Genomic DNA, 12,872 nt, shown 5'->3' with positions numbered 1-12,872 from the left:
AAAGTGAGGAAATAATTTTGAAAACGTTATATGTGAATTACGCTGGATCGGAAAAGCGCGTTGCAATTGAAGAGAAGAAAAAAATTGTTGAGTTTTTATGGAAACGTAATGAAGAGCAAGAGATTGTTGGGCATATTTATGCCGGACGTATCGTAAGAACAATCGCTGGAATGAACGCAGCATTTGTAAACATCGGTTTAGAAAAACATGCGTATCTTTCATACGATGATGTACCATCTTGTTATCGTATACATGAAGGGCAAGCGATTCTCGTACAAGTTGTGAAAGAGGCAATTGATACGAAAGGGCCTAAATTGACAGCGAATATAGAATTTACCGGGAAATATGTCGTTTATATGCCGTTTGATGAGATGCGCGCTGTTTCTCGGAAAATAAAAAATAATAAAAGAAGACAACAGTTACTCCAAATTGAGGTAGAAGGAACGGGGGGGTACATTTTCCGCTCTGCTTCTGAAAAAGGAGCGATTGAAGAAATACAAGCTGAAATGCAAATGTTACAGCAGTTATATGAAGAGCTACAAAGAAAAGAGGGCCAAGGAAAGGCGCCGTTATTACTTCATCGACCGGCCACCTTTTTAGATCGTGTATTCCAAGAGAATCCGATTGAAACAATTGAAAAAGTAGTTGTAGATACAAGAAGTATAGTAAAAGAATTAGAGGAAAAGATTGGAAAAGAAAAAGTATCTTTTTATAATGAAAAATCTTCAATGTTTAACCATTTTGGAATAGAGCGTGAAATCGAGAAAGCACTTCAAAAAATTGTATGGCTCCCGAATGGTGCTTATTTAATTGTGGAACAAATGGAGACGATGACTGTAATTGATGTGAATACGGGCAAGTTTACTGGAAAACAGAATTTACAAGATACAGTCCTTCGTACAAATGAAGTGGCAGCTGAAGAGATTGCACGTCAATTAAGACTGCGTGATATCGGTGGTATGATATTAATTGATTTTATTAATATGAAAAGAAGAGAAGATAAAGAAATGGTAAGAGAATGTCTCATGGCTGCTATGCAAAATGATCGCACATATACAAGAGTGCTTGGGTTTACAGAGTTAGGGATTTTAGAGATGACACGTAAACGTAAGAAACATTCTTTACGCGACGTATTACTAGAAGAATGTGTACCGTGCAAAGCGACGGGGTATGTGATGTCATATGAGACAATTGCGTATGAGTTAGAGAGAGAGCTAATTACATATGGCAATATAGAGGATGAGGCAGTATTAATCGCTGCACCTAAAGACTTGCAAAAACAATTTTTGCAAAAAGAATTACAAAAAAATATTCCATTTGAAATTTATTTCAAAGATGATATGATCGAAAAGTATGCAATTGTCCGTTTTGGAAGTAAAACAGAAATTGTAGAGCGGAAAAAATAGTTAGCAGAACATTTATTGACAACCGTCTATGATTCATGATAACATCTTTATGTTATAGTTTATAGCACCTAAACGGCTATATGCTACAACCGCACAAGACAGGTTCCCTAAAGGCATATATGTCTACCTCGTTTTTGGCGAGTCTTAGTAATTAAGAGGAGGTGCAAGTATGTACGCAATTATCGAAACAGGTGGAAAACAAATTAAAGTTGAAGCTGGTCAAGCAATCTACATTGAAAAATTAGATGTTGAAGCTGGTGAAACTGTTACTTTTGACAAAGTTCTTTTCGTTGGTGGCGAAAACGTTAAAGTTGGTAGCCCAGTTGTAGAAGGTGCAACAGTTACTGCGAAAGTTGAAAAACAAGGTCGCGCTAAGAAAATTATCGTTTTCAAATACAAAGCGAAAAAGAACAATCGTAAGAAACAAGGTCATCGTCAACCTTACACTAAGCTAGTTGTTGAAGCTATCAACGCTTAATCCAGGTTAACATGATTAAAATTACGATAAGTCGCACGAAATTAGGAAGTATCCAATCATTTAAAATGACTGGACATGCCGATTATGCGCCACATGGACAAGACCTTGTCTGTGCTGGAACTACAGCGGTTGTGTTTGGTTCTATAAATGCAGTGGAAGAACTTTGTAATGTGCAGGCAACTATTGAACTCGGAAGTGATGGCGGATTCTTAACGTATGAATTGCCTAATGATTTAGACGTTCATACAGTAGAAAAAGCACAGATACTTTTGGAAGGATTGGTTGTTTCGCTTAAGACGATCGAACTTGATTACGGAAAGTATATCCGTTTAATAGAAAAAGTGCAGGAGGTGTAACGTATGTTAAGATTAGATCTTCAGTTTTTCGCATCTAAGAAAGGTGTAGGTAGTACAAAGAACGGTCGTGACTCTCAGTCAAAACGTCTTGGTGCTAAACGCGCAGATGGTCAAACGGTTTCAGGTGGTTCAATTCTTTACCGTCAACGCGGTACAAAAATTTATCCAGGTGTTAACGTTGGTCGTGGTGGCGATGACACTTTATACGCGAAAGTTGACGGCGTAGTACGCTTTGAGCGTCTTGGCCGTGACCGCAAACAAGTGAGCGTATATCCTGTTGCTCAAGAAGCATAAGAACTCACGGAAAACTCTAACCTGAGTGCAGGTTAGAGTTTTTCTATATTAAGGGGTATCTAAATGAATGAAAAATGGACAATTATAGATGCATTGCGCCATTCAAGACATGATTGGCTCAATCGTATGCAGATGGTGAAAGGAAACCTTTCCCTTGGAAAAGTGGAAGAAATTCATAGTCTCATCGATCGTTTTGTCCAAGAAGCGAGACAAGAATCCAATCTGATGGGGCTATCAATGCCTTTATTTTCAGAGTGGATTTTAACATATAATTGGAAACAGCAGCCGTGCTTATTGGAGTACGAAGTATTAGGGAAATTACATAACTTATCTCACTTAGATGAGACTGTATGTACATGGACGAATCAATTTTTCTCGATGCTTCAGCATAGTTTAGACGTATATGTTGAAAATTATGTTTGTATCACAATTGAATGTGACGCGGATAATGCTCGTTTCTTTTTTGATTTTCGTGGTAAGCTAACGAGTGTAGAAGAACTACAGAATTGGCTTGCGACCCAAAACAATAAATGGTATTCCATTTCTTATACAGTGCGAGACGAAGAAGTCTCAGTTATATTACAACCAATTGAAAAAGTGTGGTGAAATAATGTTTGTAGATCAGGTCAAGATATATGTAAAAGGCGGCGACGGTGGTAACGGTATGGTTGCGTATCGTCGTGAGAAGTATGTTCCTAAAGGTGGCCCAGCAGGTGGCGACGGCGGTAAAGGTGCAGATGTTGTTTTCGTAGTTGAGGAAGGCTTACGTACATTAATGGACTTCCGCTACCAACGTCATTTCAAAGCTGATCGCGGTCAGCACGGAATGAGTAAAGGTCAGCACGGACGTAAATCTGAAGATTTAATCGTAAAGGTTCCACCAGGAACAATAGTAAAAGATGAAAAAACTGGTCAAATTCTTGCCGATTTAGTAACTCATGAACAAACTGCTGTAATCGCAAGAGGTGGCCGTGGTGGCCGTGGTAACTCACGTTTCGCAACAGCTACGAACCCAGCACCAGAAATCGCTGAGAACGGAGAACCAGGTCAAGAACGTGATGTCATTCTAGAACTTAAAGTACTAGCAGATGTTGGACTTGTTGGATTCCCAAGTGTAGGTAAATCTACATTATTATCTGTTGTATCATCAGCACGTCCGAAAATTGCAGAGTATCACTTTACAACAATCGTTCCGAATCTTGGTGTTGTTGAAACTGGTGATAACCGCAGCTTCGTGATGGCTGACCTTCCTGGACTAATTGAAGGCGCACATGCTGGCGTTGGACTTGGACACCAATTCTTACGTCATATCGAGCGTACACGTGTAATTGTACATGTTATTGATATGTCTGGTTTAGAAGGCCGTGAGCCATATGAAGATTATGTTACAATTAATAATGAATTAAAAGAATACAATATGCGTTTAACAGAGCGTCCACAAGTTGTTGTAGCAAACAAAATGGATATGCCAGATGCAGAAGAGAACTTACAAGCATTTAAAGAGAAAGTGGGAGACGAAGTAAAAATCTTCCCAATTTCAGCTGTAACGAAACAAGGTGTTCGTGATTTGCTATTTGAAGTAGCGAACTTATTAGAAACAACACCAGAATTCCCAATGTACGATGTTGTCGAAGAGTCTGAAGCAAGTGTAATGTATAAATTTGATGCTGAAAGTCTTAAATTTGAAATTACACGTGAAAGTGACGGCACATTTGTTATTTCTGGTTACGATATCGAGAAGACATTCAAAATGACAGACTTCTCACGTGATGAATCTATACGTCGTTTCGCTCGCCAAATGCGCGGAATGGGTATTGATGAAGCGCTTCGTGCACGTGGTGCAAAAGACGGAGATATTGTAAAAATTCTTGAATATGAATTTGAATTTATCGACTAAGACTGCCGAAATAGGGCAGTCTTTTTTTTATCCCACTATTTGCCCGTAGAACCTCCACTGATTAAAGTATCATTTTATATTGCAATAGTTAGATTATTATAGGGAAAAATCCCCACTAAATAAATTTTCAATTTATAATGGAAAAAGGAGTAAATGTAGAAGAATTCTTTTATGGGGAGAAAAAGAGCATGTATAAAATATTAATTGTAGAAGATGATGAGAAAATCGCGGGAATATTAGAGGAGCATTTAGAAAGGTATGGCTATCAATCATTTAGAGCAAGTGATTTACGTCATATAAAAGATGAGTTTGTAAAAGTAAATCCTCATCTCGTGTTACTTGATATTAATTTACCGTACTTTGACGGTTTTTATTGGTGTCGTCAAATTCGTACTATATCGAATGCGCCGATTATTTTTGTTTCTGCAAGAACAGGGGAAATGGATCAAGTAATGGCGATTGAAAACGGCGGCGATGATTATATTACGAAGCCATTCCATTTAGATATCGTAATGGCAAAGGTGAAGAGTGCGCTTCGCCGTGGTTATGGAGAGTATGCTTCTGCTGCTGAGAGTGATTGTTTAGGTGTAAATGGACTGTTGTTATTCCCGTCCCAGCATATTGTTGAGTGGCAGGGACAACAAACTGAACTGACAAAAAATGAGTTTTACTTATTAGAATGTTTAATGAAACAGGTGAATCAGTATGTAACGCGCGAAGAACTGTTAGAAGCTCTATGGGATGAAGTAGCATTTGTGGATGATAATACATTAACCGTAAATGTAAAACGTGTAAGGAAGAAACTAGAGGAGTTAGGCATTAAAAATGCAATTGTAACGAAACGTGGATATGGTTATGCGCTTCTTACGGAGTGGGGCGAAGGGCATGAAGGTTAAAAATTACCTCGTGGATCGCTTTCCTTTAATTCTTTCTTATATTGTTAGCCTTTGTTTATTTGGGCTCGTTTTGCAGTTGCAAAGTCTTTTAGAAAAGAAATCCATTGATTGGAGTACGTGGTTATATGGACTTTTATTAGGAACAGTTGTGTTTACTGTATACCTCATTTACGATTATCGAAAACGGAGTGTGTATTTAAAGAGGATCGAAAAGTATGTTACTGGCGGAAATACATTACATGACTCTTTACTTATTGATGAATCTTATACATCAGAGCAAGAAATGGTCGTTGAATCTTTTACGTTATTAAGACAGCAATATATGAATGAAATTCATAAACAGCATGCGAAAGAGCAACAGCAAATGATATTTATGAACCAATGGATTCACCAAATGAAAACACCAGTATCTGTTATTGAATTATTGTTGCAGAAGTTTGGCAAAGAGCATCGTGAGGCAAGAGTAACAGTTGAAAGTATCCGTGAAGAAAATAACCGTATACTAAATGGGTTAGATTTAGCGTTACATATGGCAAGACTAGAGCAGTTTGCGAAAGATTATAAGGTAGAAGTAGTAAATGTTATAGATATCGTGCGAGGTATTATTAATGAAAACCGAAAATCCTTCATTCAATCGTCTGTATTCCCGAAAGTGATGTTTGAAGAAGATACTTGTATGGTTGCATCTGATAGAAAATGGCTGAGCGTTGCTATAGGTCAAATTGTTGTAAACGCAATCAAGTATACCAAAATTTCAGCGGTAGAGAAAAAAGAAATTCAATTTCAAATTGAAGAGAAAGATCAAAAGGTGTTATTACATATTAAGGACAATGGAATTGGTATTCCAGAGCAAGACGTAAAGCGCATATTTGACCCATTCTTTACGGGAATAAATGGACGTAAAACGAGAGAAGCGACTGGGATGGGCTTATATATTACGAAGGAAATTTGCGATAATTTACATCATGGAATGTATGTTCAATCGGCTGAAGGAGAAGGGACAACATTCACGTTCCAATTTGCAAAAGATGAAGAATATCATACATTGATGAGAAAAATGACAAAACTGTAAGATAACAAAACGTTTTGTAAGGGAAATCACTCGTTTCTTTTTCTTATTTTTCTTATAGTAAATGTAAGAAGAAAACACATAGGGGGATTAGAAATGAGTGTTCTTGAAGTAAAAGGATTAACGAAGGTGTACCAATCAAAAGGTTCAGTAGCGACGACTGCTTTAAACGATATAAATTTTAAAATAGAAGAAGGCGAATTTGTAGGGATTATGGGTCCTTCAGGAAGCGGGAAAACGACGCTTTTAAATTTATTAGCAACAATTGATAAGCAAACTTCAGGTCATGTACTTGTAAATGGTGAAGAAATTAATCAAATGCGTGCTGCCAAATTAGCGGAGTTTCGCCGTACACATTTAGGATTCATCTTCCAAGATTTTAACTTACTTGATACGTTATCCATTAAAGAAAACATCATTTTACCACTTGTAATGGCGAAGAAATCTGTAAATGAAATCGATGCGAAAGTACTGGAAATTGCGAAGTTTTTAAACATCGAAGAAATTTTAAATAAAAAAGTATACGAAGTATCAGGCGGACAACAACAACGCGCAGCAGCAGCGAGAGCAATCATTCATGAACCGACGTTAATTTTAGCAGATGAGCCAACTGGAAACTTAGACTCAAAGTCAGCGAAATCGCTAATGGGCGCTCTGCAAGATTTACACGAGCAAAAGAAAGTAACGATTGCAATGGTTACGCACGATCCAGTAGCGGCTAGTTATTGTGAACGTATCCTTTTCATACGCGATGGAGAAATTTTCTCGGAAATACATAAAGGAAGAACGAAACAAGCCTTTTTCCAAGAAATTCTGGACGTACTTGCGATGCTAGGAGGAGAATATCATGAACTTTCGCCAGCTCGCGCTTAATAACGTAAAAGGAAATTGGCGTAACTATAAAGCGTTTCTTATAAGTAGTTGTTTATCGATTGTCGTATTTTTCATGTATGCTTCTTTTATTTATCATCCAGATGTCGTAAGCGGTAATATTAGTATGAGAACGATGATCACAAAAGGATTAGAATCGATGAATTATATTGTGGTCATCTTCTCGGCACTCTTTATTTTATATGCAAATTCAACGTTTTTACGAGCAAGAAAAAAAGAGTTTGGTCTACTAACATTAATAGGCGGAACGAAATCGCAGCTCGGCCGAATGATTATATTAGAGCAACTGATGTTAGGTAGTATTGCAATTGTAGTTGGTATTGGGGTTGGAATGCTTTGTTCAAAATTATTTTTCCAAGCGTTAAGCGTATTATTGAAAATAGATAAGACACTTCCACTCGTTTGGAATAGTAAAGCAGTTTTTATTACAGCTGGTGTATACTTTATTTTATTTTTAATCCTATCATTGTTTAGTGTTTGGACAGTAGGACGCTTGCAAATTATTGATTTATTAAGAGAAGCAAGAAAGCAAAAAGTAGAGCCGTTTGCATTTACATGGTTAAGTGTAGTTGGTATAGGATGTATTATTGCTGCATATGTACTTAGCTTCCAAGTAACGTTCCTGAATTTCCTCATTCTATTTTTACCGGTTGTAGGACTGACAATTGGCGGAACGTATTTACTATTTACACAAGGAAGTACAGTTGTATTAAAAGCATTGCAAAAACGAAAACAATCTTTTTATACGTATCCAAATATGTTCGTCCTTAGTAACCTTATTTATAAAATGAAAGATAATGCTCGTTTTTTATTTGTAATTTCTATTATTACGGCGATTGTATCCTCGGCAGTTGGCACGCTTTACGTATATTTTGAAAATTTGAGTGCGAAAACGGTAGAACTTACACCACACGCTATCTCATATGAGGAAAAGGGGTTAAGTACGCATAGCCTTATTAATGAAGAAAAGGTACAGGAGCTTGTGAAGAGACACGGGTTTGAAGATGCACGAAAAGTAACCTACGTTAAACTACCAGCAACACAGAAAATAACGTTGTTTAATAGTGAACATGAAGTACCGATGACGATTATTTCAGAAAAAGAATATAATGCGGAAGTGCGTAAACAAAAGAGAGAGCAACCTTCAGAAATTTATAATGCAATGGGTAGTGCAACGATGGTTATGGTTGATATGTCAAATGAACTGATGAAGATAGACCGTACGAAACCGTATGAATTTACAATTAACGGACAAAAGCAGTCTGTTCAATTAAATGCCCCAACGCAGTATTCTGTTTTTAATGATAGTGAATATCTCGTTGTAAATGATCAAGATTTTGAGAAATATGCAAAACTCGTACCAGATGAAGAAAAGACGAAATATTACGGTTATTATATTGAGGATTGGAAAAGTACAGAAGATCTTGTATTAGATTTGAAAAATGAAATTGCACCAGAAAAGCAAGGAGAATTGAGAAATTCAGTGTTTGCGTATAAGGATATAAGAGAAGGTGGAGCAATTACAATGTTCATCGGTTTCTTCGTAGCAGTACTGTTCTTCTTCTTTGCTTGTAGTATGACATACTTTAAATGGTTTAACGATAAAGAACAAGATCGTATTCAATTTAAATCGTTAAAGAGAATCGGTATGACAGATAAAGAAATTCGCAAAATTGCGATTCGACAAATGGGAGTTATCTTCTTTATCCCAATTTTAATCGGTTCCATTCATAGTGGAGTTGCTCTTCATACGTTAGGGAAAATGCTCTATATTGATTTGTGGAAATCAGGTGCGCTTGTAATTGGAGCATACATTTTAGCTTCTGCTATTTACTTTATGATCGCGCAAAGAGGATATTTAAAACACGTAAAAAGCTAGGGGAATCTCTAGCTTTTTGCCTATGTAGTAAGTTACAGGAGGACGATAGATGAACATTCGGCAACTAGCGCTGCAAAATATAAAAGGAAATTGGCGTAATTATAAAGTGTTTTTCTTAAGTAGTTGTTTTGCAATATTTGCTTCTTTTGCATATATGTCTGTCATTGTACATCCGTATATGCAAGAGACGATGTGGTATCAAAACGTACGCTGGGGACTTATCATATGTAATGTTATAATCATTTCTTTTTTCGTCATATTTATTTTGTACTCTACCTCTATTTTCATAGAAGCACGTAAGAAAGAATTAGGGTTATATATGTTAATGGGAGCAACGAAGTCTAACGTAATAGGAGTGATTATGACCGAGCAAATTTTAATCGGGGTCTTCGCGAATATTTTCGGTATTGGGCTTGGTATGATATTTTTAAAACTCTTTTTTATGGTATTTAGTATGTTACTTCGACTTCCGAAAGAACTTCCTGTTATATTTGACGTAAGTGCGATTGGTGTAACATTTATTACATATATGGTCGTTTTTATTCTGTTATCTTTTATAAGTGCTTTACGTATATGGAATATAAAAATCATTCGGTTATTGAAAGAATTTCGAACAGATAAAAAAGAGAAGAAAACATCAAAGTGGCTTTGTATATTCGGCTTTATTTGTTTAGGGATAGGATATGCGTTAGCGCTACAAGTGACGATGGCTACGATAGCAATATACTTTTTCCCTGTGTCTATACTTGTCTTTTTTGGAACGTATTTTTCTTTCGCGCATGGTGCTACCCAAGTGTTAGAGATGATAAAGCGAAATAAAAAGATTATGTATACATATCCGTATTTATTTATAGTGAATCAATTGTCACATCGAATGAAGGAAAATGGTCGCTTTTTCTTTCTGATGTCTATGGCAACGACGTTTGTAGTTACGGCAACAGGTACGGTGTTCTTGTATTTTTCTAGCATGCAAGATATGTGGCGAACTGGAGGGGTACACTCGTTTTCGTACATAGAAAAAGGTATTTCTACTTATGAAGTCTTTGAAGAAGGTGCGGTTGAAAAATTACTGAATCAATATGGGTATGATGATTTTCAATATATGAGTTTTGTTGGAGTGTATGCATCCTTTCAGTCTAATAAAGGAGAAACAACAATAGCACCGCTTATAAAAGAAAGTGATTATAACCAAGAAGCGAGGAAACAAAAACAGAAAACATATCATCCTAAAAAAGGTACAGTGACACTCGTTTATTATAATAAATACAATAATTCGAATGTATATAATCAAAAAGAGATTCAATTGCAAGTAATGAATCAACCATATCAATTCGTATTTAACGGTCAGAAAGAAGGGGTTCAATTTAACTATCACCCTTCGTACATTAATGGTCTGTTCTTCGTTATGAATGATGAAGACTTTGACAATATAGCAAATAAGGTTCCTGATTCTGAAAAGATGATATATAGAGGCTACACATTATCAAATATCGAAAAGACGAAGAAATTGAATGAAGATTTACGGAAACATATGAAACAAGATAATAATAATGCATTTCGAAGTAATATGGAGTTATATGTAAGTATGAAAGAAGGCGGTGATATTACTCTATTTATGGGCTCGTTTATTAGTATATTATTCTTTCTTACTTCATGTAGTATCGTGTATTTTAAATGGTTCCATAATATTGCATCGGACCGAAAGCAGTATGGTGCACTCTCTAAACTTGGAATGACGAAGGAAGAAGTATGGAAAATTTCTCGTTGGCAATTATGTATGCTATTTTTTGCGCCAATTATAGTAGGGAGTATGCATAGTGCAGTTGCGTTATATACGTTTCATAATACTTTCTTTATGGATGGATCATTAAAAAAAGTAGGTTTGTTCATTCTGTTTTATATCGTAGCATGTATCATTTATTTCTTCTTCGCTCAAAGAGAATATAAGAAACATTTAGACTAGCAAATGCTAGTCTTTTTTTAATATTCGAAATTTACATAGAAGAATATAAAAAAGTATGGTATAACAGTAAGAAAACGAAAAAGAGGGGAAAAGACGATGATTCGAGTAGGATATTTAGGACCAGAAGCAACATTTACAAATATGGCGGTGAGTCGTTTTTTTCCGGAAGCAGATCATGTACCGTATCGAACGATTCCAGATTGTATAGATGCAGCTGCAAATGAAAATGTAGACTTCGCAGTCGTACCGTTAGAAAATGCAATAGAAGGTTCAGTGAATATAACGGTTGATTATCTTGTACATGAGCAGCCGCTTTCTATTGTAGGAGAAATTACAGTACCAATTCAGCAGCATTTACTTGTACATCCGCAGTATGCAGAAGTGTGGGATGAAGTATATGCGGTGCATTCTCATCCGCATGCCATTGCACAGTGCCATAAATTTTTAAATGAAGAATTAAAAGGAGTAACTGTTCGAGATATGACATCCACAAGTGCCGCTGCGCAATATGTGAAAGAACATCCTGAAGAAAAAATTGCCGCTATTGCAAATGAAGCAGCTGCAGAAAAATACGGATTAACGATTGTAAGACGTAGCATTCATACGCATAAAAATAATCATACACGCTTCCTCGTGCTCCATAAGAAAAAGAAAGCGATACTTCCAAATAACGGAGAAAACCGCGGAGAGAAAACGACGCTTATGATAACGTTACCTGCTGATTATGCAGGGGCACTATACCAAGTGCTATCAGCTTTCGCATGGAGGAAATTAAATCTATCAAAAATCGAATCTCGCCCGATGAAAACAGGCCTTGGCAATTATTTTTTCTTAATCGATGTCGATAAAGCATACGATGATGTATTATTACCAGGCGTAACGATGGAACTTGAAGCACTCGGCTTTTCTGTTACTGTGCTGGGGAGTTATTCTTCTTATTGGTTGTAAGATGTAGACGGAATGTTGGTATTTGTCTAATCGTCAATATCATTTCATTGCCTAGTATATTTTTTAATAGATTAATAAAATCCCACCTGCAGAAGGTGGGATTCTTTATTTTAACTTCGCAAGACGATCTTCTAACTGACCACGCCAAATATCAGCTAGTTCTGGAAGAGCAAGAATTTTTTCTATGCCATCTTTATCTTTTCTATTATGAAAATAGATTTCGTTAGAGAACAACACAGAAATATTGCTCGGTTGACGTTCTAGTAATGTAATTTTAGAATCTTTACGTACAGTACCTTCTTGAAGAACACGGCATAGGTAGCCAGTAAATCCAGTTGCTACAATGCGCGGTAAAATGCCAGGAATACCGAGGCGTTTTGAAATAGTGCTACAAGGTACTCTTGCTTGTGTCACTTGAATGATTGCTTCACCTAGTTGATATGTATCTCCGATGCAAACATCACGCTCTAACATATTTGTTACGGTAATGTTTTCGCCAAATGTGGAAGCTGGAAGCGTAGTTTGAAATTCCTCTTCCCATAGTGCGTAATGCTCGTGTGGGTATACACAAACAGCGCGATCAGGACCGCCATGATGTTTTAAATCTGCTACGTCATCGCCGAGGAATCCATCTTTTGAGAGGAAAGCTTCTTCTGTAAGTTCCTTACATATACCAGTAATCATTTCTTTATCTTCGCTATATTTCATTTGTTTCGGTTTGCCAATGCTAAAGTGAACGAGTTCAATTCCCATAAGTGATCTCCTTTACGATTGATTACAATATTATAGCATTAA

General features: G+C 36.5%; 13 protein-coding genes and 1 other annotated feature. Of the genes, 12 read left to right on the top strand and 1 reads right to left on the bottom strand.

Annotated features, from left to right (window positions below; genetic code table 11):
- Positions 1–17: 17 nt before the first annotated feature.
- From MHI26_RS22865 to pheA, 12 genes are all read left to right on the top strand, one after another.
- A complete protein-coding gene (locus tag MHI26_RS22865) occupies positions 18–1,406 on the top strand; it encodes an Rne/Rng family ribonuclease (protein ID WP_061666258.1) in 1,389 nt (462 codons plus the stop codon).
- Positions 1,407–1,483: 77 nt separating this feature from the next.
- Positions 1,484–1,561: a sequence feature (ribosomal protein L21 leader region), on the top strand.
- Between the two features lie 14 nt (positions 1,562–1,575).
- Complete coding sequence (gene rplU / locus MHI26_RS22860) at positions 1,576–1,884, top strand: 50S ribosomal protein L21 (RefSeq protein WP_000270907.1); 309 nt, start codon at positions 1,576–1,578, stop codon at positions 1,882–1,884.
- An 11-nt stretch (positions 1,885–1,895) separates the two neighbouring features.
- On the top strand, positions 1,896–2,240 hold the full coding sequence (locus MHI26_RS22855; protein ID WP_002082112.1) for a ribosomal-processing cysteine protease Prp: 345 nt from the start codon (positions 1,896–1,898) through the stop codon (positions 2,238–2,240).
- 3 nt (positions 2,241–2,243) lie between these two features.
- Complete coding sequence (gene rpmA, locus MHI26_RS22850; RefSeq protein ID WP_000944957.1) at positions 2,244–2,534, top strand: 50S ribosomal protein L27; 291 nt, start codon at positions 2,244–2,246, stop codon at positions 2,532–2,534.
- Between the two features lie 63 nt (positions 2,535–2,597).
- Positions 2,598–3,140, top strand: coding sequence for a sporulation initiation phosphotransferase B (locus MHI26_RS22845; RefSeq protein ID WP_001003585.1), 543 nt, complete (start codon positions 2,598–2,600; stop codon positions 3,138–3,140).
- 4 nt (positions 3,141–3,144) lie between these two features.
- Positions 3,145–4,431: a GTPase ObgE gene (gene obgE, locus MHI26_RS22840; protein ID WP_000497121.1), complete on the top strand. Its 1,287-nt coding sequence runs from the start codon at positions 3,145–3,147 to the stop codon at positions 4,429–4,431.
- A gap of 188 nt (positions 4,432–4,619) precedes the next feature.
- Positions 4,620–5,327, top strand: coding sequence for a response regulator transcription factor (locus MHI26_RS22835; RefSeq protein WP_061666429.1), 708 nt, complete (start codon positions 4,620–4,622; stop codon positions 5,325–5,327).
- Positions 5,317–6,399, top strand: coding sequence for a HAMP domain-containing histidine kinase (locus MHI26_RS22830; RefSeq protein ID WP_061666259.1), 1,083 nt, complete (start codon positions 5,317–5,319; stop codon positions 6,397–6,399). The genes MHI26_RS22835 and MHI26_RS22830 overlap by 11 nt, the downstream gene beginning before the upstream one ends.
- Before the next feature lie 93 nt (positions 6,400–6,492).
- Positions 6,493–7,269 (top strand): ABC transporter ATP-binding protein, encoded by a 777-nt coding sequence (locus MHI26_RS22825; protein ID WP_000114529.1) that lies wholly within the window; start codon positions 6,493–6,495, stop codon positions 7,267–7,269.
- The gene (locus MHI26_RS22820) at positions 7,244–9,166 is read left to right on the top strand and encodes an ABC transporter permease (protein ID WP_061666260.1); all 1,923 of its coding nucleotides are present in this window, start codon (positions 7,244–7,246) and stop codon (positions 9,164–9,166) included. Before MHI26_RS22825 ends, MHI26_RS22820 begins: the two co-directional genes overlap by 26 nt.
- Before the next feature lie 49 nt (positions 9,167–9,215).
- The gene (locus MHI26_RS22815; RefSeq protein WP_061666261.1) at positions 9,216–11,129 is read left to right on the top strand and encodes an ABC transporter permease; all 1,914 of its coding nucleotides are present in this window, start codon (positions 9,216–9,218) and stop codon (positions 11,127–11,129) included.
- Positions 11,130–11,225: 96 nt separating this feature from the next.
- Positions 11,226–12,077 (top strand): prephenate dehydratase, encoded by an 852-nt coding sequence (pheA, locus tag MHI26_RS22810; RefSeq protein ID WP_000621693.1) that lies wholly within the window; start codon positions 11,226–11,228, stop codon positions 12,075–12,077.
- A gap of 105 nt (positions 12,078–12,182) precedes the next feature.
- Here the strand turns inward: pheA and MHI26_RS22805 are convergent, their stop codons facing one another.
- A complete protein-coding gene (locus tag MHI26_RS22805) occupies positions 12,183–12,830 on the bottom strand; it encodes an MOSC domain-containing protein (protein ID WP_000510689.1) in 648 nt (215 codons plus the stop codon).
- Positions 12,831–12,872: the final 42 nt, after the last annotated feature.

It is taken from the genome of Bacillus sp. FSL K6-1218 (assembly GCF_038006445.1).
GTDB lineage: Bacteria > Bacillota > Bacilli > Bacillales > Bacillaceae_G > Bacillus_A > Bacillus_A thuringiensis_S.
This window is presented reverse-complemented; position numbering and strand designations above follow the sequence as displayed.